This is a genomic window from Streptomyces sp. NBC_01092 (assembly GCF_045039535.1).
Classification (GTDB): Bacteria; Actinomycetota; Actinomycetes; order Streptomycetales; family Streptomycetaceae; genus Streptomyces.
Map to the genome: position 1 here is coordinate 7498415 of NZ_CP108659.1, position 25102 is coordinate 7523516.

Here is a 25102-nt window from a genome sequence, read left to right on the forward strand (position 1 = left end):
TCGGCGTGCGCTCTTCCAAACAGTGGAAGGAGCACATTCCGAGTGATGTAAGCCCTAGATAAAACGGTCATAAAGAGCGAGCCCCGTCAAAAGACGGGGCTTTTGTACGCGCAGCGAGACCGCTTGACCGCGACGAGTGGCCGTACCACCCGATTCCTCTGCCGAAACGTTATGAACAACGGAGCCGACCGTGTCAAAGGCCACAGCCGGCTCCGGCACATCTACGACAACTGCCGTATGTCGCTATCGACTTGCCCTACCGCAGCCGGGCCATGAGCGCGTGCTCCACCAGCGTGATCAGCGCACCCTTGGCGTCGGACCGATGGCGGGCGTCCGTCGTGATGATGGGCGCGTCGGGGCCGATCTGCAGGGCCTCGCGCACCTCCTCGGGAGCGTACGGCTGGTGCCCGTCGAAGCCGTTGAGCGCGACGACGAACGGCAGTCCGCTGTTCTCGAAGTAGTCGACCGCGGGGAAACAGTCCGCCAGACGCCGGGTGTCCACGAGCACCACCGCGCCGATGGCACCGCGCACCAGGTCGTCCCACATGAACCAGAAGCGGTCCTGGCCGGGCGTACCGAAGAGGTACAGGATCAGGTCCTGGTCCAGGGTGATACGACCGAAGTCCATGGCCACCGTGGTGGTGGTCTTGTCACCGGTGTGCGTGAGGTCGTCGATGCCCGCGCTCGCGGACGTCATGACGGCCTCGGTGCGCAGCGGGTTGATCTCCGAGACGGCGCCGACGAACGTGGTCTTGCCCACGCCGAAGCCACCCGCCACCACGATCTTGGCGGAAGTGGTCGCCCGACCCGGTTCAGAGCTTGCGAAGTCCACTGAGCACCCTTTCGAGCAGCGTCACGTCCGGAGCGCCGCCGTTGTTCTCGTCGCCACCCGGCTGGTGAATGGCGACCAGGCCGGCCTCGGCGAGGTCCGCGACGAGGATCCTGGCCACGCCCAGCGGCATGGACAGCAGCGCGGAGACCTCGGCTACCGACTTCACCTCACGGCACAGGTGGCAGATGCGCTGGTGCTCCGGAAGGAGCCCCATGAGCGCTGCCGGGTCGGCCGTGGTGCTGATCAGGGCCTCGATGGCCAGCTGGTAGCGCGGCCGGGTCCGGCCACCGGTCATCGCGTACGGACGTACCAGCGGCTGGTCGCCCTCATCCTCGTACGGCTCCGCGTACGGATCATGAGAGGCGGTGGGCGGGGTCATGAATCCTCCGGGCTGGGACAGCAAGTCGGTCAGTCAAGCCGTCTGGGTGAGGGCCAGTGGGGGGATTGTGGCGGCCGGACGGTGATTTGGTGAGACGGGTTGGATCCAGGGCGATCAGTGGAGCAGACTGCCTTGCAGTTCGGCGCGCAGGTCGGGCGTGAGCACCGCGCCCGCGCGGTCGACCAGCAGCGCCATCTCGTAGCCGACGAGGCCGATGTCGCATTCGGGGTGTGCCAGGACGGCGAGGGACGAACCGTCCGAGACCGACATCAGGAAAAGGAACCCCCGCTCCATTTCCACGACGGTCTGGGCGACGTCGCCGCCCTCGAAGATCCGCGATGCCCCCGCCGTGAGCGAGGTCAGGCCCGACGCGACGGCCGCCAGCTGGTCGGCACGGTCGCGGGGAAAGCCCTCCGACATCGCCAGCAGCAGGCCGTCGGCGGACACGACGACGGTGTGGGAAACACCTGGGGTGTTGTCCACGAAGTTGGTGATCAACCAGTTGAGGTTCTGTGCCGCCTGGCTCATCTGGCTCAACTAACGCTCCTGCTGGTGAGTGGGGCTCGGGAAGCTTCCGGTCTGACCGGTACCAGTACCGGCCTGTCGACCCTGCGCGATACCCCGACGGAGATTGGTCAGCCGTCCGCGTACGTCATCAGGCGCACGCGAGACCTGCGGACCGGCTTGGTGCTGTTGCTGCTGAGCCGTACCCGGGACGAGGTTCGCCCTGGGTACCCGGCGCGGCAGGCCGGAGGTGGTGACACCGCCCGCAGCCGGCTGCCGGACGCGTTCAGCCTGCCGGACGAGGTCGTCGTTCGGCGAGCTGCGCCAGGCGGTCGACGCGGGACGCTGGGGGGCCGAGGACGGCTGCGGCCGCTCGGCGGGGGCCTGCGGCTCCTGGTGCGGAGCGGAGGCCGGGGCAGGACCGTCGGCACCGGGCTGACGTCCCTGCGGGCCGCCGTGGAACCAGTTGGTCTCCAGCGTGTCGTACAGCGGGGTACGTCCGTCGCCGGGACCCGTCGCGGGCGGCAGCGCCTCGGGCTCCTGACGCGGCCGCTGCTGCGGACGCGGCGGGACCGGGGGCTGAGCCGGGCCGACGAGGCCGGAGTTGCCGCCGTAGGTGCCGTTGACCTGGGGCCGCTCGAACTGGCCGGTGGAGTCGGAGTTCTGGTGGCCGGGCAGGGCGTGCTGACCGGTCGAGCCGGCGTCGTACGCCTGCGGAACGGAGAACTGGCCCGTCTGCGACGAGTTGTTCTGTCCGCTGCCCGGGGCGCCGTAGACGTCCGGGCGGACGAACTGACCCGTGTTCTGCTGTCCGTTCGCACCGCTACCGGGGCGGGCGAACTGGCCCGTGCCCTGCGGGTTGTACGAGCCGGGGGCCTGGGCGTCGAAGTCCGGGCGGGCGAACTCCGAGGTGGAGCCGGCGCCCTGCCGGTCGTCGATGCGCGGCATCCGGGAGGTCTGTGCGGGGTCCTCGTCATGCCCGCGCGGGGTGTCGAGCGAGGCGCGCGGCACCGGCGGCTGCGCGTTCTCGTCGCTCCAGCTGGGACGGGAGGGCTGGCCGGCGCCCGGCAGCTCGGCACGCGGACCACCGCGCGGCGGCAGCTGCGGCTGGCGGCCACGACGGCCCTTCTCACCACTGGGAGGCGGCGACTGCGGCGCCGACGCACCCGGCCGGGACTGCTCGCGGCCGGAGTCACGGGAGCCGCCGAAGGCGTCCTGGCCCCCGCCGAACCCGTCCGAGCCCATGCCCGCCGCCTGGAGCCCCTGCGGGGCACCCGGAGCCTGGCCGCCGAACCCGGCGCCCGCACCGGGGGGACGGCCCTGCGACGGGGCGCCCGGACCCTGCGGTCCACGCGGCGCACCCGGTCCACCCGGCTGTCCGCCACCGTCACGTCCGGGCAGCGCGGCCCGCGGTCCCTGACCGGCACCGAGCCGGCCCCCGCCGGACGCACCGGCGCCGAGGGCACCACCCGGAGCACCGCCACCCGGCGCACCCGCGCCGAGCGAGCCGCCTGACTGGGCCTGACGACGGGCCGCTGCCACACCGGCGGCGGCCTGCGCGGCGGCCGGACCACCGGAGGCGCCGGGGCCGTTCGGGCCGGGCTTGGCACCGGCCGGCTTGCGGCCGCCCTGGGCGACGTCGACGGGCAGCATGACCAGCGCGGTCGTACCACCGGAGTCGGACGGGCGCAGCTGGATGCGGATGCCGTGCCGCTGCGACAGACGACCGACCACGAAGAGGCCCATGCGGCGGGAGACGGAGACGTCCACGGTGGGCGGCGAGGCGAGCCGCTCGTTGATCGCGGCGAGGTCCTCGGGGGAGAGGCCGATGCCGGTGTCGTGGATCTCGATCAGCACCCGGCCGTCGGGCAGCGCGTGACCGGTGACCTTGACCTTGGTCTGCGGTGAGGAGAACGAGGTCGCGTTCTCCAGCAGCTCGGCGAGCAGGTGCACGAGGTCGTTGACCACACGGCCGGCCACTTCGGTGGTCGGCACGGAGGCCAGCTCGATGCGCTCGTACTGCTCCACCTCGGAGGCGGCGGCGCGGAGCACGTCGACCAGCGGGACCGGGCGGGTCCAGCGGCGGCCGGGCTCTTCACCGGCGAGAACGAGGAGGTTCTCACCGTTACGGCGCATGCGGGTCGCGAGGTGGTCGAGCTTGAAGAGCGAGGACAGCTGGTCCGGGTCGGCCTCGCGGGACTCCAGCTCGGAGATGAGCGAGAGCTGACGCTGGATAAGACCCTGGGAGCGGCGCGAGAGGTTGGTGAACATCGCGTTGACGTTGCCCCGCAGCAGGGCCTGCTCGGCGGCGAGGCGGACCGCCTCGCGGTGCACGTCGTCGAAGGCCGCGGCCACCTGGCCGATCTCGTCCCGGGAGTGCACACCGACCGACTCGACGGAGGTGTCGACGTCCTGCGGGTCGGACTCGGACAGCTGCTTGACCAGCTCGGGCAGGCGGTCCTGGGCGACCTTGGTGGCGGTCTCCTCCAGGCGGCGCAGCGAGCGGATCATGGAGCGGGCCACGACGAAGGCGCCGACCAGCGAGACACCGAGCACGATCAGGATCAGCGCACCGGAGATGATCGCCTCGCGCTCGGAGGCGTTGCGCAGCTCGCGGGCCTTCTGCTCCATCTCCTCGAGCAGCGTGGTCTCGATGGCGCGCATGCCCTGGAGCTTGGTGGTGCTGTCGTCCACCCAGTCCCGGTAGGAGCGGCGGTCCAGGTCGGCGAGGCCGTTGGGGTTGCCGAGTGCGCGGCCGGCGTACTTGTCCGTGGCCGCGATGGTCGGATTGCCCTCTTCGATGGGCTTGAGGAGCTCGGCGGACTGCGCGCCGTAGATGCTCTTGAACTGACGCAGCTCGGACTTCTGGCTCGCCAGTGCCGACGACGCGTACAGCCGGTCGTTCTCGGTGAGGTCGCCGCGCGTGGTGTTGTTCGCGGGCAGGGCCGCCGCGAGGACCGCGCGCTGGATGGAGGCGTACTCCTTGGCGGTGGAGAAGGCGGACAGAGCACGCGTGCTCTGGATCATCTCCGGGTTGCTGGTCGCCTCCGCCATGTCCTGGGAGAGACCGAGCAGGTTGGTGATCAGCCGGTGGTAGGCCTCCACCGTCTGGGTGGAGTTGCCGTCGGCCTCGTAGGCGGTGTTGCGGATCTTCGCGATGTCGTTCAGGTCGCCGACGAGCTGGACGAGGTTGTCGCGGACGCCCTTGAGGTTGCCGTCCTTGCTGTTGTCGTCGATCTCCTCGGAGGCCTCGATGAAGCCCGACATGGCCCGGTCCGTCTTGTCCCGGAAGCCCTTGACCGTGTAGTCGGAGGCCTTGGCGCCATGCGCGAGGGGACCGGCGGACTGGTCGCGCTCCTCCTGGAGCGCGGCGGCCAGCTCGGTGGCCCGCTTGGTCATGTCCGTCAGCAGCCGCATGTTCTCGAGCTGCTGGATGTCGTCCATGTTGTCGCTGATGCGCAGTGCGCCCAGCGAGGTGGCCGCGACCACCGGGAGCGTCAGCAGCGCCACCAGGCGTGTGGAGATACGCCAGTTGCGCAGGGCTATTCGCGAGCCCGGGCCGGGGGTGCTCCTCGGAGCCTTCGCCGGCGGTGCGGTCGGATTGGCCGTGCCTGCAGACGCCGACACGGCGGGGCGCCCGGAGCGCTCACCGCCGTCCACCGACGCGGTCGAGCCCGGGTTCTGGGCGTGCTGGGGCGAGGGACCTCGGTCGGTCCCGCCGTGCTCCGGCTCCGCCGAAGCGCTGCCATCCCTCTTGAAACGTCCCTGCACTAGCGTCGCAACCTCTGGACCAGGCGCCCTTCCGCGTGAACGGACGGACACGGTGTCGGCGTATTAGAGAGCGTCCTGAACACGCTCCCCGATGGTCGTGAGTGACCGGCGCTGGTTCCCCCTATCTCGCCGCCACTCGGCGCTAGGTGCGCCCCCTGTGCGCCGGCTAGATCCTGCGGCGGTCCGTGAGATTCCAGCACAGCGCAGGATCTCCAACAAGGCCCGTAGGCCGAGCCGTGACATACGTGACGCCACGTGAGTGCGAGATTACCTGCCGTAGAAACTATTCTCCCCCATAACGGACTTATGCCCGCGAGCCGCTCGTGCGCGGAAGGTGTCCTAGTCGCCATGATCAGGAGCGGAATGATGGCTTCAGGGGGCGAATGTCCGTTTCGTTGGGGTGAAATGCGAGCCGGAAATGACCGGTTTGCCTGTGAGCCCGTGAGCAAACTCACATACCGATCAACGGGTCTTCGCGACTTCCAACGGGAATCGCATGTTTAGCCTGACGCTTTACAGGACGTCAGTAAATGGCAACCCACTTCTGATGACAGGGTCGAGTACAACCGTGAAGACGACGATGATGTTCCGCAACATAGCCAACCCGCGACGCACGACGCTGGCCCACCTCGACGGCGCCGACGCACTGCGGATCCCGGAGCAGCCGGAGCACTCCCTCGATCTTCCCACCCAGACCGCGAACCCCAGCCGCACCACCCTCATCGACGCCCCCGCCACGGCCGCCGTCGCCGGCTAGTACGCGGACCGGCCGCCGATCGTTCAATGGCGTACGAACTGTCGCGTGCGGGTCGCCGGTAGTACGCGAGGCACCCGCCCCTCCCCGCGTTAGCCTGGAGCGTCAGACTCCAGCCGGCTCAAGTGAGGGGCGCCAGATCCCGTGCGCATCGCCAGATTCTCCATCGACGGGAACGTCGCCTTCGGCGCGGTCGAGGGCGACAAGCCGGACGAGCTCGTCCTGGACATCATCAAAGGCATCCCGTTCGCGGACTTCGAGCTCTCCGGCACCAAGGTCCCGCTGAGCAAGGTCAGGCTGCTGCCCCCGGTGCTCCCCAACAAGGTCGTGGCCTTCGGCCGCAACTACGCCGAGCACGCACGCGAACTCGGCCACGAAGTGCCGGACGCCCCGTTCGCCTTCTTCAAGCCCTCCACCGCGGTGATCGGCCCCGGCGACGAGATCCAGTACCCGTCCTTCACCGAGGACCTCCACCACGAGGCCGAGTTGGCCGTCGTCATCGGCCGCATGTGCCGCGAGGTCCCGCGTGAGCGCGTCAAGGACGTGATCTTCGGCTTCACCTGCGCCAACGACATCACGGCCCGGGACGTCCAGAAGCGCGAGAAGCAGTGGGCGCGGGCCAAGGGCTTCGACACCTCCTGCCCGCTGGGCCCCTGGGTGGAGACGGACCTGGACCTCGAGCGCGCGTCCGACCTCACCATCCAGCTCACCGTCAACGGCGAACAGCGCCAGCTCGGCCGCACCAGCGAGATGATCAACTCCATCGAGGATCTGATCGTCAACATCACCGAGGCCATGACGCTGCTCCCCGGCGACGTGATCCTCACGGGCACCCCGGCAGGGGTCGGCCCCCTCAACGTCGGCGACGAGGTCGCCGTCACCATCGAAGGCATCGGCACTCTCACCAACAAGGTTGTCAAGCGTGGCTAGCGCACCCGCCTCTCCCGTTCGCGTCCGTTTCTGCCCCTCGCCCACCGGTAACCCCCACGTGGGCCTGGTCCGCACCGCCCTGTTCAACTGGGCGTTCGCGAAGCACCACCAGGGCACCCTGGTCTTCCGCATCGAGGACACCGACGCGGCCCGCGACTCCGAGGAGTCCTACGACCAGCTGCTCGACTCGATGCGCTGGCTGGGCTTCGACTGGGACGAGGGCCCCGAGGTCGGCGGCCCGCACGCCCCCTACCGTCAGTCGCAGCGCATGGACCTCTACAAGGACGTCGCGGCCAAGCTCCTCGACGCCGGCCACGCCTACCGCTGCTACTGCTCCCAGGAGGAGCTGGACAGCCGCCGCGAGGCCGCCCGAGCCGCCGGCAAGCCCTCCGGCTACGACGGCCACTGCCGCGACCTGACCGACGCGCAGGTCGAGGAGTACAAGGCCCAGGGTCGCGCCCCGATCGTCCGCTTCCGCATGCCCGACGAGACGATCACCTTCACGGACCTGGTCCGCGGCGAGCTGACGTTCACGCCGGAGAACGTCCCGGACTACGGCATCGTCCGCGCCAACGGCGCCCCGCTGTACACGCTCGTCAACCCGGTCGACGACGCCCTGATGGAGATCACCCACGTCCTGCGCGGCGAGGACCTGCTCTCCTCGACGCCCCGTCAGATCGCCCTGTACAAGGCGCTGATGGAGCTGGACATCGCGAAGCGGATCCCGTCGTTCGGCCACCTGCCGTACGTGATGGGCGAGGGCAACAAGAAGCTCTCCAAGCGCGACCCGGAGTCGTCCCTCAACCTCTACCGCGAGCGCGGCTTCCTCCCCGAGGGCCTGCTCAACTACCTCTCCCTGCTGGGCTGGTCGCTCTCCGCCGACCAGGACATCTTCACGATGGACGAGATGGTCGCGGCCTTCGACGTCTCCGACGTGCAGCCCAACCCGGCCCGCTTCGACCTGAAGAAGTGCGAGTCGATCAACGGCGACCACATCCGCCTGCTCGACGTGAAGGACTTCACCGAGCGCTGCGCCCCCTGGCTGAAGGCCCCCTTCGCCCCCTGGGCGCCGGAGGACTTCGACGAGACCAAGTGGCACGCGATCGCCCCGCACGCGCAGACCCGCCTGAAGGTCCTCTCCGAGATCACGGACAACGTCGACTTCCTGTTCCTCGCGGAGCCGGTCGTCGACGAGGCGTCCTGGACGAAGGCGATGAAGGAGGGCAGCGACGCCCTGCTGCGCACTGCTCGCGAGAAGCTGGACGCGGCCGACTGGTCCTCCCCGGACTCCCTCAAGGAGGCCGTCCTCGCCGCCGGTGAGGCCCACGGCCTCAAGCTCGGCAAGGCCCAGGCCCCGGTCCGCGTCGCCGTCACCGGACGTACGGTCGGCCTGCCCCTGTTCGAGTCCCTGGAGGTCCTGGGCAAGGACACGACCCTGGCCCGGATCGACGCGGCGCTGGCGAAGCTCGCCGCATAGCACGTTCACAGCGGGGCGGCGTCCGGTTCGGGCGCCGCCCTTCGCGTGTCCGCCCAGCCGTCACCCGGAGTTCATCCGTCCGGCCAACTTCCGCTCCCCGAGGGCACGTTGGATGTCCCCCGTGCACATGATCAGCGTGTGCACCCTGTTTCAGGGGGAGGGAACGTGACTCGTTCACGAAGACTTGGCCTGGTGGCGCTCAGCGGCGCGGTGGCCCTGACGTGCGCCTTGCCGATCACGCCCGCGCAGGCCGTGGACTCGCCGGTGGGGACGGTCCGGCTCGCATCGGAGAAGCGGCCGGAGATCCGGTACGTCTGGGCCGGTGCGTCCGGATTCCAGTGGGTCCCGATCAGCGGCGGCGCGACCACCTGGTTCGACTACCCGGGCTTCGTCCCGCCCGCGCACGCGGGGCCGGACGACCTGGCCACCGGCACCGACGTCACCACCACGGTGAGCGGTGCGACCATCACGCAGAAGCACCGCTCCACGGGCGTGACCGCCACCCTCACGATCCCCGCCGGCCAGACCTACCAGGGCGCCGTCGGCTGGAGCGCGCTGACCCGGGACACCACGGGTGCCCTGCACGTGCTGCGCGCCGCCTCCGACGGCAGCACGACAGACCTGCCGGTTGCCGGCCTCCCGGCGGGCGCCCAGCCCACCGCGTATCCGCTCGGCGGCTCGGTCCGCCGGATCGCGGTCGTGTACCAGCTGGACGGCACGCGCGCCGTCGGCCTCATCGACCTCGACGACGGCACCTTCCGCACCTACGTCACCGGTGTCGTCGAGAACCCGGAGGTCGTCTACAACGACAGCTGGCTCGTCGCCGACTGGAAGTCGATACGGGTGGACGCCGAGCCCGGCGCCCTGCCCACGGCACACCCCCGTCTGGCCGCCGACCTGGAAGCCGTGGTCGGCGACCAACTCCTCATCGGCAACTGGGAATTCGTCGAGCTGGGCAAGGATCGCGAACTGACCGCCCTCTCCCTGGTGACCGGCGCCCACACCACCGCGCTCAGCTCGTCGTTCGGCGGCATCGGCCCCACCCTGGACGGCGGCGCCCTCGCCACCGCCGGACCGTCGAGCCTCGACTGGAACGTCCACCGCATCACGCCCACCGAAGACGGCGGCACCGCCACCGAGAAGGTCGCCCCGATCCCCGCCACGGCGGCCGGCATCGATGGGCTGGCCGTCGCCGGCGGCGAGTTGCTCATATACGGCTCCACGCCCAGCGCCGCCTCCTACCGCGTCAATAGCTTCCAACTGGACGCCACGGGCAGGCCCACCGGTCAGCAGACCCAGCGCAGCCCGGCCGTGACCGGCAGGACGTGCCTCCCCGGCGACGCCGCCTGCCCCCAGCTGGAGGCGACGGGCGACGGCCGGGTCTCCTTCCTGTGGACCGACGCCGACCGCCAGGAATCGATCCTCAACGTCGGCCTCGACACCAAGACCACCCGCACCGAGCCCACCGACGGCGACGCGGGTGGCCGTATCCCCGGCGGCAGCGGCCGATACGTGCTCTACAACGGCGGTTCCGGCACCCAGCGGGTCGTCGACTTCCCGAACGGCACGACCGAGGGCACCACCGTCCTCACCCGCCCCCGCACTGCGGCCGCCGTCTGGGGCCAGGTGCTGTGGACCCCCGGCACCACCCAGGGCTCGGTCGTCGGCAAGCACCTCAAGACCGGCCAGACGGTCACCACCGTGGCCACCGGCGCACCCTGCACCCCCACCGACATCCAGGCCGTCAACACCTGGCTGTACTGGTCCTGCGGCTCCACCGCCGGCGTCTACGACCGGGCGACCGGCCGCAAGATCACGGTCCCGGCCGACAACGGCCCGGCCCGCCTCGCCGACGGCTACCTGCTCCGCGAGAACCGCACCACGCACGAGTTGCTGCTCACCGACTTCCACACCGGCACGGCCGCCACCCGCATCCTGGTCAAGCTGACCACCTGGGACGCGAACACCGGGGGCAGCAACGGCCGCTGGGCCGTCGACCGCTTCGGCGGCCACATCGCCTACCTCAACGGCACCTACGGCGAGGTGTCCATCGTCAACAGCGGCGTCCCCGCCTCGGCGCTCGCGCAGATGGAGGCCCAGACGGACGCGGTGCCGTTCGGCCCCACGAAGTCCAACCCCTGGCAGCCCGTCTGGCAGCTCAACAAGCCCGCCACCTGGACACTCACCCTGAGTAACAGCGGCGGCACGGTGATCCGGACCCTCACCGGCAGCACCCAGGGCGCCGCCGTCCGCGCCGCCTGGGACGGCTACGGCGACGACGGCCGCCGGATCACCGGCGCCTACACCTGGAAGCTGACCGCCGAGCCCCGCGACAACCAGGGACCGGCCGTCACCGTGACCGGCACCACCACGGTCAACTGACGGACAGGCTCCCGGCGTCCGGGTTACCGTCGGATCATGAGCATTCGCGCCGTGGTGTGGGACGTCGACGACACCCTCTTCGACTACACCGCCGCCGACCGCGCCGGAATGCGGGAGCACCTGCGGGCCGAGGGCCTGCTCGACGCGTACGACAGCGTCGAGCAGGCCCTCGTGCGCTGGCGGCAGGTCACGGACGCCCAGTGGGCGCGGTTCTCCGCCGGGGAGGCGACCTTCCAGGGGCAGCGGCGTGATCGCGTACGGGTCTTCCTGGGTTCGGAGCTCACCGACGCCGAGGCCGACCGGTGGTTCGAGCGTTACATCGGTCACTACGAGTCCGCCTGGGCCCTCTTCCCGGACGTGGTGCCCGTCCTGGACGCCCTCGCCGCCAGCCACCGGCACGCGGTGCTGTCCAACTCCAGCCTCACCGTCCAGGACCGCAAGCTGCGCGTACTCGGCGTCCACGACCGCTTCGAGGCGATCCTGTGCGCCGCCGAGCTCGGCGTCTCCAAGCCGGAGGCCGGCGCCTTCCACGCGGCCTGCGCCGCCCTCGACCTCGCCCCGCATCAGGTCGCGTATGTCGGCGATCACCCGGAGATCGACGGGCGGGGCGCCGCGGACGCCGGGCTGCTGTCGGTGTGGATCGACCGCGACGGGGCGCGCACCAGCGAGGACGACCCCGGCGGGCCGCACCGGATCGCCTCCCTGGCCGAACTCCCCGCGATCCTCGGCTCGGATACCCGTTTTGGAGCCCCGTCCACCTTCAGGTAATGTTCTTCCTGCGCCGCCGGGGAGCGGGCCGAAAGGCCGGGAACCGGAGGAGCAAACTAGAACAAGAACCCCTCCGGGGCTTGCGTTCCAGTGGCCTATGGTGTAATTGGCAGCACGACTGATTCTGGTTCAGTTAGTCTTGGTTCGAGTCCAGGTAGGCCAGCTCGCAGAGCTCATCTGCAAAGGCGGAGATCAACTCCGCGAAGCCCCCGTTGTGTAGCGGCCTAGCACGCTGCCCTCTCAAGGCAGTAGCGCCGGTTCGAATCCGGTCGGGGGTACAGATCCTTCCCGCGAGGAGAGTTCGGGTAGCTCCCCCTCACCTCGATGCAGGATCGCTAGGGCCCCCGTTGTGTAGCGGCCTAGCACGCCGCCCTCTCAAGGCGGTAGCGCCGGTTCGAATCCGGTCGGGGGTACGAACTGGTTTAAACCACATTGGTCTATGGTGTAATTGGCAACACTACGGTTTCTGGTACCGTCATTCTTGGTTCGAGTCCAGGTAGACCAGCTCGGATCTGCGGAAACGCAAGATCCTCGCCCCCGTTGTGTAGCGGCCTAGCACGCCGCCCTCTCAAGGCGGTAGCGCCGGTTCGAATCCGGTCGGGGGTACGCAGTTCGAAGGCCCTCCACTTCGGTGGGGGGCCTTCGGCGTGCCCGGCGCCGGTTACTCGAAGCCGTACCGCCGCGTCGTCTCCTCCTCCTGGGCCAGCCGGTGCAGCGCCTGAAGCAGCGGCTCGTTGAGGATCGCGCCCAGGACCGCGAACTCGATCCGCTCCGCCTCCGACGGGTGCGCCTCCATGTTGTCCACGTCGAGGACGGCGGTCCGGTGCATCAACTCGGCGTACGGCGCGAGCTGTTCGGCCCCCCAGCTGTAGCCGAGCCGGCGGAACGCGGCCACCCCCACCACCAGCGAGCGGTACGCGGGGGAGAGGGTCGAGAGCCGCTTGGCGTTCTCCCAGCCGAGCCGGTCCAGGAGGGTGTCGACCTCCGCGTGTGCGGCCTGGACGTACTCGTCCTCCTCGTCCGGCTCCGGCACCTGCGGCAGTGCCCACACCGCCGCGCCCACGCGGATCGCGCGGCCCAGGGAGTCGTCGTCCACGTGGCCGAGCACCTCCTTGACCGTCGCCACCGGTACTCGGCCGACCTGGATCATCGCGCGGATCAGACGGAGGCGGCGCAGGTGCTCCTCGTCGTACTCGGCCGTCGTCGTGTTGATCTGGCGGCCGGGGGCCAACAGTCCTTCGCGCAGGTAGTACTTGATCGTCGAGGTGGACACCCCGCTGCGCTCGCTCAGTTCGGCCAGCCGCATCTCTTGCGCCCTTCATTGGGGAGTGCCACTATCCAAGCATCACTCGCAAGGATAGTGCCGCTATCCGACAGGGGAGGCAGGGGCCGTATGTTCGCCAAACCGGTACCGGGTCGCACCACCGCGGACGCCGAGGGCGAGGTGGTCGTCCTGCTGATCGGGATGCGCATCAACCACTTCTGGGCCGTGCACCACTGGCTGCCGGTGGCGGTGGCCATGCCGCGGATGCTGCGCGAGCTGGGGAAGGCGCCCGAGCGTGGTCTGCTCGGCCATGTCCTGCTGACCGCCTCGCCGCGGACGTACTACGTCGTCCAGTACTGGGAGTCGAAGGAGAAGCTGTACGCCTACGCACACGCGTCGGACATGCTCCACCGCCGGGCTTGGACGATCTTCAACCGCAAGGAGAAGGCGGGGAAGGTCCGGCAGCACGTGGGGATGTGGCACGAGACGTACGTCGTGCCGGAGGGGTCGTACGAGTCGATCTACTCGGACATGCCGGCGTTCGGGCTGGCGGCGGCGCACGGGCAGGTGCCGGTTGAACGGCGGGGCCGGTATGCGAAGGACCGGTTCGCGCACAGGTCCGGGAGCGCGACTTCCTAGGGGCGCGGGGGTCGTCTCGCCCTGGGAGAAACCTGCCGCGGCGTTGGGGCAGGTCCTCCCGGCCGGCGTATCCCTGAGTCAGCCCGTGCGGCGCAGTGCCTCGGAGAGGCGGCCGGCGGCGTCGATGACCGCCTGGGCGTGCATACGGCCCGGGTGGCGGGTCAGGCGCTCGATGGGGCCGGAGACCGAGACGGCGGCCACCACGCGGTTCGAGGGGCCGCGCACCGGTGCGGAGACGGACGCGACGCCCGGCTCGCGCTCGCCGATCGACTGGGCCCAGCCACGGCGTCGTACGCCGGAGAGCGCGGTGGCCGTGAAGCGGGCGCCCTGCAGGCCGCGGTGCAGGCGCTCCGGCTCCTCCCAGGCCATGAGGATCTGCGCCGACGAACCGGCCTTCATCGTGAGCGTCGAGCCGACCGGGACAGTGTCCCGCAGGCCGGACAGGCGTTCTGCCGCGGCGACGCAGATGCGCATGTCGCCCTGGCGGCGGTAGAGCTGCGCGCTCTCGCCCGTGACGTCACGGAGGTGGGTGAGGACCGGGCCCGCCGTGGCGAGGAGGCGGTCCTCGCCGGCCGCCGCGGCCAGCTCCGCGAGGCGGGGGCCGAGAATGAACCTGCCCTGCATGTCACGCGCCACCATGCGGTGGTGTTCCAGCGCCACGGCCAGTCGATGTGCCGTGGGTCTTGCCAATCCGGTGGCCGAGACGAGCCCCGCGAGGGTGGCCGGACCGGACTCCAGGGCGCTCAGGACAAGGGCTGCCTTGTCCAGAACGCCGACGCCGCTACTGTTGTCCATGAAACGATACTCGCGTCTCACTCTGTGAAACGCAAGTTCAATTTTCCGTGGAACACGCCACTCTGGAAGAACGAAGGCAGAGCGGCCCGCGGACCAGAGCGGGCTTGTCGGTGGACGCCCGGAAGCAGGGGCGCGGGCGCCGGCCGCCTTCTCAAGATCTCTAGTTGGGCCGGTGGACCGTATGCCGGCCGGAGGGAAAGCGATGGGTAGGACACTCGCGGAGAAGGTCTGGGACGACCATGTCGTCCGGCGCGCCGAGGGCGAGCCCGACCTCCTCTTCATCGATCTGCACCTGCTGCACGAGGTGACCAGCCCGCAGGCCTTCGACGGCCTCCGCAAGAGCGGTCGCCCGGTGCGCCGGCTCGACCTGACCATCGCCACCGAGGACCACAACACCCCGACCCTCGACATCGACAAGCCCATCGCCGACCCGGTCTCCCGGGTACAGCTGGAGACGCTGCGCAAGAACGCCGCCGAATTCGGTGTGCGTCTGCACCCGCTGGGCGACGTCGAGCAGGGCGTCGTGCACGTCGTCGGCCCGCAGCTGGGCCTGACCCAGCCGGGCATGACGGTGGTCTGCGGTGACTCCCACACCTCCACGCACGGCGCCTTCGGCGGTCTGGCGTTCGGCATCGGCACCTCCCAGGTCGAGCATGTGCTGGCCACCCAGACGCTGCCGCTGGTCCGCCCGAAGACCATGGCCATCACGGTCGACGGCGAGCTGCCCGACGGCGTCACCGCCAAGGACCTGATCCTGGCGATCATCGCCCGGATCGGTACCGGCGGCGGCCAGGGCTATGTCCTGGAATACCGCGGCTCCGCCATCGAGAAGCTCTCGATGGAGGCCCGGATGACCATCTGCAACATGTCGATCGAGGCCGGCGCCCGCGCGGGCATGATCGCCCCCGACGAGACCACCTTCGAGTACCTCAAGGGCCGCCCGCACGCGCCCGAGGGCGAGGACTGGGACGCGGCCGTCGCGTACTGGAAGACGCTGAAGACGGACGAGGACGCCGAGTTCGACGCCGAGGTCGTGATCGAGGCCGCCGAGCTGTCGCCGTTCGTCACCTGGGGCACCAACCCCGGCCAGGGCGCGCCGCTTTCCGCGTCCGTCCCCGATCCTGCTTCGTACGAAGACGCTTCGGAGCGCCTCGCCGCCGAAAAGGCCCTGGAATACATGGGGTTGGAGGCCGGTCAGTCGCTGCGCTCCATCAAGGTGGACACCGTCTTCGTAGGCTCCTGCACCAACGGCCGCATCGAGGACCTGCGCGCCGCCGCGGAGCTCGTGAAGGGCCGCAAAGTCGCCGACGGCGTACGGATGCTGGTCGTGCCCGGCTCCGCGCGGGTGGGTCTGCAGGCCGTTTCCGAGGGCCTGGACGTCGTCTTCAAGGAGGCCGGCGCCGAGTGGCGGCACGCGGGCTGCTCGATGTGCCTGGGCATGAACCCCGACCAGCTGGCCCCCGGTGAGCGCTCCGCCTCCACCTCCAACCGCAACTTCGAGGGCCGGCAGGGCAAGGGCGGTCGTACGCACCTGGTGTCGCCGCAGGTCGCCGCCGCGACCGCCGTGCTGGGCCACCTGGCCTCGCCCGCCGACCTGTCCGACGCCCCTGTCGCCGCTGGAGTCTGATCAGTCATGGAAGCATTCACCAAGCACACCGGCCGGGCCGTTCCGCTGCGCCGCTCCAACGTCGACACCGACCAGATCATCCCTGCTCACTGGCTCAAGAAGGTCACTCGGGACGGGTTCGAGGACGGGCTGTTCGAGGCCTGGCGCAAGGACGAGAACTTCATCCTCAACCGGCCCGAGCGCGAGGGCGCGACCGTCCTGGTCGCCGGTCCCGACTTCGGCACCGGCTCCTCCCGTGAGCACGCCGTCTGGGCGCTGCAGAACTACGGCTTCAAGGCCGTCATCTCCTCGCGCTTCGCGGACATCTTCCGCGGCAACTCGCTCAAGAACGGCCTGCTCACAGTGGTTCTGGAGCAGAAGATCGTGGACGCGCTGCAGGAGCTCACCGAGAACGACCCGCAGACCGAGATCACGGTCGACCTCGAGGCCCGTGAGGTGCGCGCCGAGGGCATCACCGCCTCCTTCGAGCTGGACGAGAACTCCCGCTGGCGGCTGCTGAACGGCCTCGACGACATCTCGATCACCCTCCAGAACGAGGACGACATCGCCGCCTACGAGGCGAAGCGGCCGTCGTTCAAGCCGCGCACCCTCCAGATCTGACCCGAGGCGCGCCCGCAAGGCGACTTTCGGACACCGCAACACCCTCCCAGTACCCCCGATCAGCCCGATCGGGGGTACTGGCATGTCTGCACCCGAACGGTCCTGTGCCGCGTGCGCCGGGGGCTCAACTGCCCACGTTATGACGGGTGTTACCGGGGTAGGCGAGTGGTGTGGCGGTGACTTCCGCAAGTGCCCCGAAGGCCATTTGAGGCCGGAGTTGCACCCCTGGCAGGCGACAACTCGCCCCAGATGGCACAATCTGTGCATGGAACACGACGGCCAACTCGAGCTCTATGCGGCAGTCGCGGACCAACTGAAGGAAGCGCACACAAGAGTGCGCGCACTGCAAGTCCCGGAGGGCGTACGGATGGCGCTGACCCGGAAGCTGCTGGTCATTACGGCCGCGGCCAAACACGACGTCGCCGAAGCGACAAGGCGTCTGGAGCGGTTCATCGCGGACCTCGACGCGGGGCGATTCCCCGAAGAGGAACGCTGAGAACACCTTCGAGACAGCCGAGTCTGTTGCGGCACAAGGGTGATTAGCCCGTTTCGTGTTTGATTTGCGGTATATATCTGCCTAACGTGCGAAAAAGCTTGAACACTTTCGTTCTGGCGATGTCTCCGAAGGGGAAGACGTGAACAAGGCGCAGCTCGTAGAAGCGATTGCCGACAAGATGGGCGGCCGCCAGCAGGCCGCCGATGCTGTCGACCACGTACTGGACGCCATCGTCCGCGCGGTCGTCTCGGGTGAGCGGGTCTCCGTCACCGGCTTCGGTTCGTTCGAGAAGGTCGACCGTCCGGCCCGGTACGCCCGTAACCCTCAGACCGGCGAGCGGGTTCGGGTCAAGAAGACCTCCGTTCCGCGCTTCCGTGCGGGGCAGGGCTTCAAGGACCTGGTGAGCGGCTCGAAGAAGCTCCCGCGGGGCGGCGAGGTCGCGGTCAAGAAGGCGCCCAAGGGCAGCCTGACCGGTGGTGCCGCGGCGACGGTCAAGAAGGCCGCCGCGAAGAAGACCACCAAGGCGGCAGCGGCGAAGAAGGCGGCCGCGAAGAAGGCGCCGGCCAAGAAGATCACGGCCGCCGCCAAGAAGACCGCGGCGAAGAAGGCGCCGGCCAAGAAGACCACGGCCGCCGCCAAGAAGGCCACCGCGGCGAAGAAGACCACCGCCAAGAAGGCGACGGCCAAGAAGGCCCCGGCGAAGAAGGCGACCGCCAAGAAGGCGCCGGCCAAGAAGTCGACGGCGCGCAAGTCCGCTGCCAAGCGGACGACGCGCAGCAGGTAGGACCGCACAGGGGCACTCACGCGCCGGGCCGGACTCCGTGGGGAGTCCGGCCCGCGGCGTGTTTCAGGGCCTGCTTCAGGGCTCGTTTCAGAGGGTTTGCAGGGTCACCAGCGTGATGTGCAGGGACTCGCCCTTGCCCTCGGTCTCGATACGGACCCGTTGCCCTGGGCGCAGCAGCCGCAGGCCGCCCGCGTCGAAGGCCGGGGCGTCGAAGGGGACGGGGGTGCCGTCGTCCAGCAGCACGCTGCCGGAGCGGGTTTCGGCGTCGTAGGTGTATGCGGTGGCCTGCATGGGTGCCAGCCTACGACCCGTTGTGGTTCGGGTGCGGGGCGGTGGGGGCCGGTCGCGCAGTTCCCCGCGCCCCTGAGGGCGTGGCAGCCAGGCGTGCCACAGCCGTCGCCGTTCTTGGGCCTACGCCCAAGGCCAGTGCCGCTCGTAGGTCGGCGCCCGTGTCCACGTCCTGGCGTACCGAGTCCACCTCGGCGAGGTCGAGTTCCCTCGCCCCGGACTCGCGATGGCGGGCCCGGGAATCCGTGCCGAATGACGGGCGCAATTCCTGGCCCGGGGCCGCGGTCAGCAGGGTTGTGCCGATTTCCGCTGCGTCCGCGAGAAATGCGCGCGGGAATTGCGCCGCCGCGTCCAGAACCCGGGCCAATTCCAGCGGGCGCAGGGCGGGGAGGTCGGCGTTCAGGGCGGCCACGGGGGTTTCGGGGCGCGACGACCGTACGACCGCCGCGGCGTGCGCCAGCGCCGCGTTCAGGCCGCCGCCGGGTTCGTCGGGGACGATGTGCGCGCCAAGTGCGCCCAGCTCACGCCCGGCCAGGGGGTCGTCCGTGACGACTGCCACATCCTTCACCGCGGGGCAGGCCAGCGCCGCGGCCACCGTGTCCTGTGCGAACGCGAGCGCCAGGCCCGGGCGCAGTTCGTCCGCCGCGGCGTCCGACAGCCTGCTCTTCGCCCGCGCCAAGGGCTTCAGGGGTACGACCAAGGTCCACTGCACGAGCGCTCCGTCCCTCTCCAGTCGCGGTCATTGTCACTCAGCCGTCACCAGGGCCATCTGGCGGTCGCGGTTGCGAGGCGTACGGTGTTCTCGACAGACCGGCGGCCTGGGGCGACACTTGTGCGGCCCCACGGGCCGACGACCTTGATACCTAGAGGAAGGTGCACGCGTGCCCCGCCGCAGAATCGGCTTCTGGTACCGCTTCGCCGCGGTGCTCTGCAAACCGCCGTTGGTGGTTCTGATCAAGCGGGACTGGCGTGGAATGGAGCACATTCCGGCCGAGGGTGGATTTATCACCGCGGTGAACCACAATTCGCACATCGATCCCTTCGCGTACGCGCACTTTCAGTACAACACCGGCCGGGTTCCGCGATTCCTCGCGAAGAGCGGCCTTTTCAAGAAGGGATTCGTCGGCGCCGCGATGCGCGGCACCGGGCAGATCCCCGTCTACCGGGAGACCACGGACGCGCTGAGCGCCTTCCGCGCCGCGATCGACGCCGTGGAGCGCGGCGAGTGCGTCGCCTTCTACCCCGAGGGCACCATCACCCGGGACCCGGACCAGTGGCCGATGACCGGCAAGACCGGCGCCGCGCGCGTGGCCCTGGAGACCAAGTGCCCGGTGATCCCGGTCGCGCAGTGGGGCGCCAACGAACTGCTGCCGCCCTATGCCAAGAAGCTCAACCTCCTTCCGCGCAAGACCCACCGGGTTCTCGCGGGCCCGCCGGTGGACCTGACGCGCTTCTACGACAAGGAGATGTCCCCGGATCTGCTGAAGGAGGCGACCGAGGTCATCATGGCCGCGATCACCCACCATCTGGAGGAGATCCGCGGCGAGAAGGCGCCCGGGACGACGTACGACCCGCGCCAGGAGCGCATCGAGCAGCGCCGCAGGACGGCCGCGCAGAACAATGGGCAGACGAAGGCCGAGCAGGAAGAGGGGCAGGGCACGTGAGCAAGCCCGTCAAGGCGGCAGTCCTGAGTGCCGGTTCGTGGGGCACGGCGTTCGCCATCGTCCTCGCGGACGCCGGCTGCGACGTCACCCTGTGGGCCCGCCGCCCCGAGGTCGCCGAGGCCATCAACTCGACGCGGACGAACCCCGACTACTTCCCCGGCGTGGAGCTCCCGCAGGGCGTCCGGGCCACCACCGATCCCGCCGAGGCCATGGCCGGCGCCGACTTCACGGTGCTGTCCGTCCCCTCCCAGACCCTGCGCGCCAACCTCGCCGAGTGGACGCCGATGCTGGCGCCGGGCACGGTCCTGGTGTCCCTCATGAAGGGCGTCGAACTCGGCACCACCATGCGGATGAGCGAGGTCATCGAGGACGTCGCCAAGGTCGGCCACGACCGCATCGCCGTCGTCACCGGCCCCAACCTGGCCCGTGAGATCGCCTCCCGCATGCCCGCCGCGGCCGTCGTCGCCTGCACCGACGAGTCCGTCGCCCAGCGCCTCCAGGCCGCCTGCCACACGCCGTACTTCCGCCCGTACACCAACACGGACGTCGTGGGTTGCGAACTGGGCGGAGCCGTGAAGAACGTCATCGGGCTCGCCGTGGGCATCGCCGACGGCATGGGCCTCGGCGACAACGCCAAGGGGTCCTTGATCACGCGCGGGCTCGCCGAGACGACCCGGCTCGGGATGGCGCTGGGCGCCGACCCGCTGACGTTCTCCGGACTGGCCGGACTCGGCGACCTGGTGGCGACCTGCTCCTCGCCGCTGTCGCGCAACCACACCTTCGGCACCAACCTCGGCAAGGGCATGACCCTCCAGGAGACCATCGCGGTCACCAAGCAGACCGCCGAGGGCGTCAAGTCCTGCGAGTCCGTGGCGGATCTGGCCCGTCGGCACGGTGTCGACATGCCGATCACCGAGACGGTCGTGGACATCGTGCACGAGGGCAAGCCCCCGGTGGTCGCCCTCAAGGAACTGATGTCGCGCAGCGCGAAGCCGGAACGACGCTAGGCGCTCCGCTGAGGGGGCCGCGGTGGTCCGTGGGCGGCTGCGGCGCCGTCGTGGCTTGTCGCGCCCCGCGGCGGAGCCGCATGTCGATACAGTCCCGCGCCCCTTCAGGGCGCTGCGCTCTACCACCGGGTACCCTCAACGCGATATGAGCACCGAGAACCTCCCCCAGAGCCCTGACCAGCCGCAGCGCAAGCCGCGTGTGGCCGTCGTGTTCGGCGGCCGCAGCTCCGAGCACGGGATCTCCATGGTCACCGCCGGCGCCGTACTGCGCGCGATCGACCGGACGAAGTACGACGTCCTGCCGATCGGCATCACGCAGAGCGGCCGGTGGGTGCTCACCGCCGACGAACCGGAACGCATGGCGATCACCGAGCGCCGTACGCCCAACGTCGAGCAGCTGGCCGACTCCGGCGAGGGCGGTGTGGTGCTCCCCGTCGACCCCGCGAACCGTGAAGTCGTCTACACCGAGCCGGGATCGGTGCCCAAGGCGCTCGGCGAGATCGACGTGGTCTTCCCGGTGCTGCACGGCCCCTACGGCGAGGACGGCACCCTCCAGGGCCTGCTGGAGCTCTCCGGGGTGCCCTACGTCGGCTCCGGCGTGCTCGCCTCGGCCGTCGGCCAGGACAAGGAGTACATGAAGCGGGTGTTCACTTCGTTCGGGCTCAAGGTGGGCCCGTACGTGGTGATCCGGCCGCGCGAGTGGGAGCAGGACGAGTCCGCCGCCCGCAAGAAGATCATCGACCTTGCGGGCGACCACGGCTGGCCGCTCTTCGTGAAGCCCGCGCGCGCGGGCTCGTCGATCGGCATCACCAAGGTCGAGGACCTGTCCGGCCTGGACGAGGCGATCGCCGAGGCCCAGCGGCACGACCCGAAGATCCTCGTCGAGGCGGCCCTGCGCGGCCGGGAGATCGAGTGCGGGGTGCTGGAGTTCGAGGACGGCCCGCGCGCCTCCGCCCCGGCCGAGATCCCGCCGCCGGACGCGCACGCGTACTACGACTTCGAGGCCAAGTACATCGACTCCACGCCCGGCATCGTCCCGGCGCCGCTGACGCCCGAGGAGACGGCCGAGGTGCAGCGCCTTGCCGTGGACGCCTTCGAGGCGGCCTCCTGCGAGGGCCTGGTGCGCGCGGACTTCTTCCTCACCGAGGACGGGGAGTTCGTGATCAACGAGATCAACACGATGCCCGGCTTCACGCCGATCTCGATGTACCCGCAGATGTGGCAGGCCAGCGGGATCAGCTACCCGGACCTGGTGGACCTGCTGATCGAGGCGGCGCTGCGGCGCTCGACCGGGCTCAGGTAGGAGCCGTCACGGCTCTCAGTCGGCGATCCCTTCGGGGATCGCCTTCTTCACGGCCGAGGCCAGGTCGATCAGCACACTCGAACTGTCCCGGCCTTCCGGCACGCTGACCTCGACGTACGCGCGACGCAATGCGGTGGTGAACCGGTAACCCCCGTCGCCGTCCTCCTCCATCAACCACCTGACGCCGTTCACGCCACCGGCCACCGCGTCGTCGTCCCTGCCCTCGGCCACCTTGGGGTCGCTCATCTTCGGCGGCCGTACGACACCGCACCGCAGTATGATCGCCGGGTCTCCCCAGCCCGCGGTCAGCGTGGACGCGGGCGAGGGGTCCTCACGGTCGGCACCGTCCACCTCGGCCGGCAGTACCTTGTCGAGGTTCTGGCACAGCTTCGTGGCCTTCGCACCGGGGCTGGGAACCGCCGCCGACGCGCTGCCGTCTGCTGATGAGCAGCCCGCGGTGATGACCAGCAGGATGAACGCGGGCAGCCCGATGACAGAAAAGCGCCGGTGACGGAAAGAGTTCACCGGCCAAGGGTAGACGGGGGCTACAGATGTACGACCGGGCAGGTCAGGGTGCGGGTGATGCCGTCCACTTGCTGGACCTTTGCGACCACCATGCGACCCAGGTCGTCGACGGTGTCGGCTTGGGCGCGCACGATGACGTCGTACGGTCCGGTGACGTCCTCGGCCTGGATGACTCCAGGGATCTTGCTGATCGTCTCGGCGACGGTCGACGCTTTGCCGACCTCCGTCTGGATCAGGATGTACGCCTGTACCACGGAACCTCCAGGGCGGCCACGAGGATCATGTGGGGAAAAGGAACGCCACGGTATCGCGTCACCGCTCGTCACGGGGAGACCCTCGTTGGCCAGGGCACCCGCGCCGCGGTGCGCGGACCACGGAAGTTGACGTACACCTCGACCGTAGCGAGCACAGTAGGGACGCGCGACCGGGTGCGGACAGGGACAGAAGGGGCGTAAGGGAAATGAAGGGCACTGTTGGTGAGCTCGGTGAGTTCGGGCTCATCAGGGAGCTCACCTCCCGTCTCACCACCACCCCGGCGGTCCGGGTCGGCCCGGGCGACGACGCCGCGGTGGTGGCCGCGCCCGACCGCAGGGTGGTCGCCAGCACGGACATCCTGCTGGAGGGACGGCACTTCCGCCGCGACTGGTCCACGGCCTACGACGTCGGCCGCAAGGCCGCCGCGCAGAACCTCGCGGACATCGCCGCCATGGGCGCCGTGCCGACCGCCCTGCTGCTCGGCCTGGTCGTACCGGCCGAACTCCCGGTGACCTGGGCCAGCGAGCTGATGGACGGAATCCGCGACGAGTGCCAGGTCGCGGGCGCCTCGGTGGTCGGCGGCGACGTCGTACGCGGCGACACGATCATGGTGTCGATCACCGCGCTCGGCGATCTGCGCAACCAGGAGCCCGTCACGAGGGCCGGCGCGCAGCCCGGTGACATCGTCGCCGTGACCGGCTGGCTGGGCTGGTCCGCCGCCGGATACGCCGTACTCTCCCGGGGTTTCCGCTCGCCACGCGCCTTCGTGGAGGCACATCGGCGCCCCGAGCCGCCGTATCACGCGGGTCCGGCCGCCGCCGGGCTCGGGGCCACGGCCATGTGTGACGTGAGCGACGGACTGATCGCCGACCTCGGGCACATCGCCGAGGCCAGCAAGGTCCGCATCGACATCCGTTCGGGCGCGATCGACATCCCGACGCAGATGAACGACATCGGGCAGGCCGTCGGCGTCGACCCCATCCAGTGGGTGCTGACCGGGGGAGAGGACCACGCGATCGTGGCGACCTTCCCGCCGGACGTGAAGCTGCCGGCCCGCTGGAAGGTCATCGGCGAGGTCCTCAACCCCTCGGCGCTGCCCCAGGTCACGGTGGACGGGGCGCCGTGGACCAGGAAGGGCGGCTGGGACCACTTCGGCGGGGACATCGAGTCATGATCCCGGGCGTTCTCACGGTGGCCGGTTCCGACTCCGGTGGCGGCGCGGGCATTCAGGCCGACCTGAAGACGATGCTCGCGCTCGGGGTGCACGGCATGAGCGTGATCACGGCGGTCACCGCCCAGAACTCCCTCGGTGTGCAGGGCGCTTGGGAACTGCCGGTGGAGGCGGTGCGGGCGCAGTACCGCAGCGTCGTCGACGACATCGGCGTCCAGGCGATCAAGACCGGCATGCTCGCGTCCGCCGAACTCGTGGAGACGGTGGCGGAATTGATCGGGGAGACGGACGCACCCGCCGTGATCGACCCCGTCGGCGTCTCCAAGCACGGCGACCCGCTGCTGGCGGCCTCCGCGCTGGACTCCGTACGCACCAAGCTGCTGCCGGTGGCCACCGTGGCTACGCCGAACCTCGACGAGGTGGCGCAGTTGACCGGCGTGCACGTCGAGTCCGAGGAGCAGCTGCGCGAGGCAGCGGCGGCCGTGCTGGCGTACGGGCCGCGCTGGGTGCTGATCAAGGGCGGTCATCTGCCCGGGGACGCCGTGGATCTGCTCACCGACGGCTCCCAGGAGCACTGGCTGCGGGCTCCCCGGTACGACAACCGGCACACCCACGGCACCGGCTGCACCCTCGCCTCCGCGATCGCCTCGGGGCTCGCGAAGGGACAGTCCGTGCCGGAGGCGGTCACCGCCGCGAAGGAGTACGTCACCGGGGCGATCAAGGCCGGGTTCGCGCTGGGCGGCGGGATCGGTCCCGTGGATCACGGGTGGCGCTTCCGCGTCGGCGCGTAGCCACGTATCGGCCGCCGGGCATAGCAAAGAGCCGGTCCACCGAGAGGTGGACCGGCTCAGTGCAGCGAACCAGCAGTGGCCGCGCGCGAAGCTGTG

Annotated in this window: 25 protein-coding genes and 5 tRNA genes; 20 read left to right on the top strand and 10 right to left on the bottom strand. The window is 69.8% G+C overall.

Going from position 1 to position 25102, the window contains the following annotated elements; genetic code table 11:
• Nucleotides 1-256: 256 nt before the first annotated feature.
• The 4 genes from OG254_RS34175 to OG254_RS34190 all read right to left on the bottom strand — a co-directional run bounded on the left by OG254_RS34175 (nt 257) and on the right by OG254_RS34190 (nt 5486).
• Nucleotides 257-832: an ATP/GTP-binding protein gene (locus OG254_RS34175; RefSeq protein WP_351188294.1), complete on the bottom strand. Its 576-nt coding sequence runs from the start codon at nt 830-832 to the stop codon at nt 257-259.
• The gene (locus OG254_RS34180; protein ID WP_003997626.1) at nt 813-1211 is read right to left on the bottom strand and encodes a DUF742 domain-containing protein; all 399 of its coding nucleotides are present in this window, start codon (nt 1209-1211) and stop codon (nt 813-815) included. The genes OG254_RS34175 and OG254_RS34180 overlap by 20 nt, the downstream gene beginning before the upstream one ends.
• Before the next feature lie 114 nt (nt 1212-1325).
• Nucleotides 1326-1739: a roadblock/LC7 domain-containing protein gene (locus tag OG254_RS34185; RefSeq protein ID WP_005479910.1), complete on the bottom strand. Its 414-nt coding sequence runs from the start codon at nt 1737-1739 to the stop codon at nt 1326-1328.
• 9 nt (nt 1740-1748) lie between these two features.
• On the bottom strand, nt 1749-5486 hold the full coding sequence (locus OG254_RS34190) for a nitrate- and nitrite sensing domain-containing protein (protein WP_405589512.1): 3738 nt from the start codon (nt 5484-5486) through the stop codon (nt 1749-1751).
• A 568-nt stretch (nt 5487-6054) separates the two neighbouring features.
• Here OG254_RS34190 and OG254_RS34195 point away from each other — a divergent pair.
• The 10 genes from OG254_RS34195 (at nt 6055) to OG254_RS34240 (ending at nt 12403) form a co-directional block, all read left to right on the top strand.
• Complete coding sequence (locus OG254_RS34195; RefSeq protein ID WP_405589515.1) at nt 6055-6243, top strand: hypothetical protein; 189 nt, start codon at nt 6055-6057, stop codon at nt 6241-6243.
• Nucleotides 6244-6384: 141 nt separating this feature from the next.
• Nucleotides 6385-7170, top strand: a complete 786-nt coding sequence (locus OG254_RS34200) for a fumarylacetoacetate hydrolase family protein (RefSeq protein ID WP_405589518.1) — start codon at nt 6385-6387, stop codon at nt 7168-7170.
• Nucleotides 7163-8647: a glutamate--tRNA ligase gene (gene gltX, locus OG254_RS34205; RefSeq protein ID WP_405589521.1), complete on the top strand. Its 1485-nt coding sequence runs from the start codon at nt 7163-7165 to the stop codon at nt 8645-8647. The genes OG254_RS34200 and gltX overlap by 8 nt, the downstream gene beginning before the upstream one ends.
• A 165-nt stretch (nt 8648-8812) precedes the next feature.
• Nucleotides 8813-11029, top strand: coding sequence for a hypothetical protein (locus tag OG254_RS34210; protein ID WP_405589524.1), 2217 nt, complete (start codon nt 8813-8815; stop codon nt 11027-11029).
• A gap of 36 nt (nt 11030-11065) precedes the next feature.
• Complete coding sequence (locus OG254_RS34215; RefSeq protein WP_405589526.1) at nt 11066-11797, top strand: HAD family hydrolase; 732 nt, start codon at nt 11066-11068, stop codon at nt 11795-11797.
• Nucleotides 11798-11888: 91 nt separating this feature from the next.
• A tRNA-Gln gene (locus tag OG254_RS34220) sits at nt 11889-11960 on the top strand.
• Between the two features lie 42 nt (nt 11961-12002).
• Nucleotides 12003-12075, top strand: a tRNA-Glu gene (locus OG254_RS34225).
• A gap of 62 nt (nt 12076-12137) precedes the next feature.
• A tRNA-Glu gene (locus OG254_RS34230) sits at nt 12138-12210 on the top strand.
• A gap of 20 nt (nt 12211-12230) precedes the next feature.
• Nucleotides 12231-12302 (top strand) — tRNA-Gln (locus OG254_RS34235).
• A gap of 28 nt (nt 12303-12330) precedes the next feature.
• Nucleotides 12331-12403: transfer RNA gene (locus OG254_RS34240), tRNA-Glu, on the top strand.
• Between the two features lie 55 nt (nt 12404-12458).
• Here OG254_RS34240 and OG254_RS34245 read toward each other — a convergent pair.
• Entirely contained in the window at nt 12459-13103 is a 645-nt protein-coding gene (locus tag OG254_RS34245; RefSeq protein ID WP_405589528.1) for a MerR family transcriptional regulator, read from the bottom strand.
• Between the two features lie 87 nt (nt 13104-13190).
• On the opposite strand from OG254_RS34245, the gene OG254_RS34250 reads away from it, so the two are divergent.
• Complete coding sequence (locus OG254_RS34250; protein ID WP_405589530.1) at nt 13191-13700, top strand: DUF4188 domain-containing protein; 510 nt, start codon at nt 13191-13193, stop codon at nt 13698-13700.
• Nucleotides 13701-13778: 78 nt separating this feature from the next.
• Here the strand turns inward: OG254_RS34250 and ndgR are convergent, their stop codons facing one another.
• Nucleotides 13779-14495 carry an IclR family transcriptional regulator NdgR gene (gene ndgR, locus OG254_RS34255; RefSeq protein WP_048580622.1) on the bottom strand — a complete coding sequence of 239 codons (717 nt, stop codon included), beginning with the start codon at nt 14493-14495 and terminating at the stop codon, nt 13779-13781.
• Nucleotides 14496-14697: 202 nt separating this feature from the next.
• Here ndgR and leuC point away from each other — a divergent pair, with 202 nt between their 5' ends.
• The 4 genes from leuC to OG254_RS34275 all read left to right on the top strand — a co-directional run bounded on the left by leuC (nt 14698) and on the right by OG254_RS34275 (nt 18002).
• Nucleotides 14698-16122, top strand: coding sequence for a 3-isopropylmalate dehydratase large subunit (gene leuC, locus OG254_RS34260; RefSeq protein ID WP_351188312.1), 1425 nt, complete (start codon nt 14698-14700; stop codon nt 16120-16122).
• 6 nt (nt 16123-16128) lie between these two features.
• Nucleotides 16129-16722, top strand: a complete 594-nt coding sequence (leuD, locus tag OG254_RS34265) for a 3-isopropylmalate dehydratase small subunit (RefSeq protein WP_405589533.1) — start codon at nt 16129-16131, stop codon at nt 16720-16722.
• A 265-nt stretch (nt 16723-16987) separates the two neighbouring features.
• Nucleotides 16988-17218: a hypothetical protein gene (locus OG254_RS34270; RefSeq protein ID WP_093910159.1), complete on the top strand. Its 231-nt coding sequence runs from the start codon at nt 16988-16990 to the stop codon at nt 17216-17218.
• 139 nt (nt 17219-17357) lie between these two features.
• Nucleotides 17358-18002 carry an HU family DNA-binding protein gene (locus OG254_RS34275; protein ID WP_405589536.1) on the top strand — a complete coding sequence of 215 codons (645 nt, stop codon included), beginning with the start codon at nt 17358-17360 and terminating at the stop codon, nt 18000-18002.
• Between the two features lie 87 nt (nt 18003-18089).
• Here the strand turns inward: OG254_RS34275 and OG254_RS34280 are convergent, their stop codons facing one another.
• Nucleotides 18090-18293: a hypothetical protein gene (locus OG254_RS34280; RefSeq protein WP_147993981.1), complete on the bottom strand. Its 204-nt coding sequence runs from the start codon at nt 18291-18293 to the stop codon at nt 18090-18092.
• Nucleotides 18294-18303: 10 nt separating this feature from the next.
• Nucleotides 18304-19002: a 2-phospho-L-lactate guanylyltransferase gene (cofC, locus tag OG254_RS34285; protein ID WP_405589539.1), complete on the bottom strand. Its 699-nt coding sequence runs from the start codon at nt 19000-19002 to the stop codon at nt 18304-18306.
• Nucleotides 19003-19171: 169 nt separating this feature from the next.
• On the opposite strand from cofC, the gene OG254_RS34290 reads away from it, so the two are divergent.
• The 3 genes from OG254_RS34290 to OG254_RS34300 all read left to right on the top strand — a co-directional run bounded on the left by OG254_RS34290 (nt 19172) and on the right by OG254_RS34300 (nt 22264).
• A complete protein-coding gene (locus OG254_RS34290; RefSeq protein WP_405589542.1) occupies nt 19172-19954 on the top strand; it encodes a lysophospholipid acyltransferase family protein in 783 nt (260 codons plus the stop codon).
• Nucleotides 19951-20961, top strand: a complete 1011-nt coding sequence (locus OG254_RS34295) for an NAD(P)H-dependent glycerol-3-phosphate dehydrogenase (protein ID WP_147993984.1) — start codon at nt 19951-19953, stop codon at nt 20959-20961. Before OG254_RS34290 ends, OG254_RS34295 begins: the two co-directional genes overlap by 4 nt.
• A gap of 145 nt (nt 20962-21106) precedes the next feature.
• Nucleotides 21107-22264: a D-alanine--D-alanine ligase family protein gene (locus OG254_RS34300; RefSeq protein WP_351188322.1), complete on the top strand. Its 1158-nt coding sequence runs from the start codon at nt 21107-21109 to the stop codon at nt 22262-22264.
• A gap of 15 nt (nt 22265-22279) precedes the next feature.
• Here OG254_RS34300 and OG254_RS34305 read toward each other — a convergent pair whose 3' ends face one another.
• Nucleotides 22280-22789 carry a DUF3515 domain-containing protein gene (locus OG254_RS34305; protein ID WP_405589546.1) on the bottom strand — a complete coding sequence of 170 codons (510 nt, stop codon included), beginning with the start codon at nt 22787-22789 and terminating at the stop codon, nt 22280-22282.
• Nucleotides 22790-22809: 20 nt separating this feature from the next.
• A complete protein-coding gene (locus tag OG254_RS34310) occupies nt 22810-23043 on the bottom strand; it encodes an Lrp/AsnC family transcriptional regulator (RefSeq protein ID WP_003997603.1) in 234 nt (77 codons plus the stop codon).
• Between the two features lie 206 nt (nt 23044-23249).
• On the opposite strand from OG254_RS34310, the gene OG254_RS34315 reads away from it, so the two are divergent.
• On the top strand, nt 23250-24218 hold the full coding sequence (locus tag OG254_RS34315) for a thiamine-phosphate kinase (protein WP_351188327.1): 969 nt from the start codon (nt 23250-23252) through the stop codon (nt 24216-24218).
• Nucleotides 24215-25006: a bifunctional hydroxymethylpyrimidine kinase/phosphomethylpyrimidine kinase gene (gene thiD, locus OG254_RS34320; protein ID WP_405589549.1), complete on the top strand. Its 792-nt coding sequence runs from the start codon at nt 24215-24217 to the stop codon at nt 25004-25006. Before OG254_RS34315 ends, thiD begins: the two co-directional genes overlap by 4 nt.
• Nucleotides 25007-25102 lie beyond the last annotated feature (96 nt).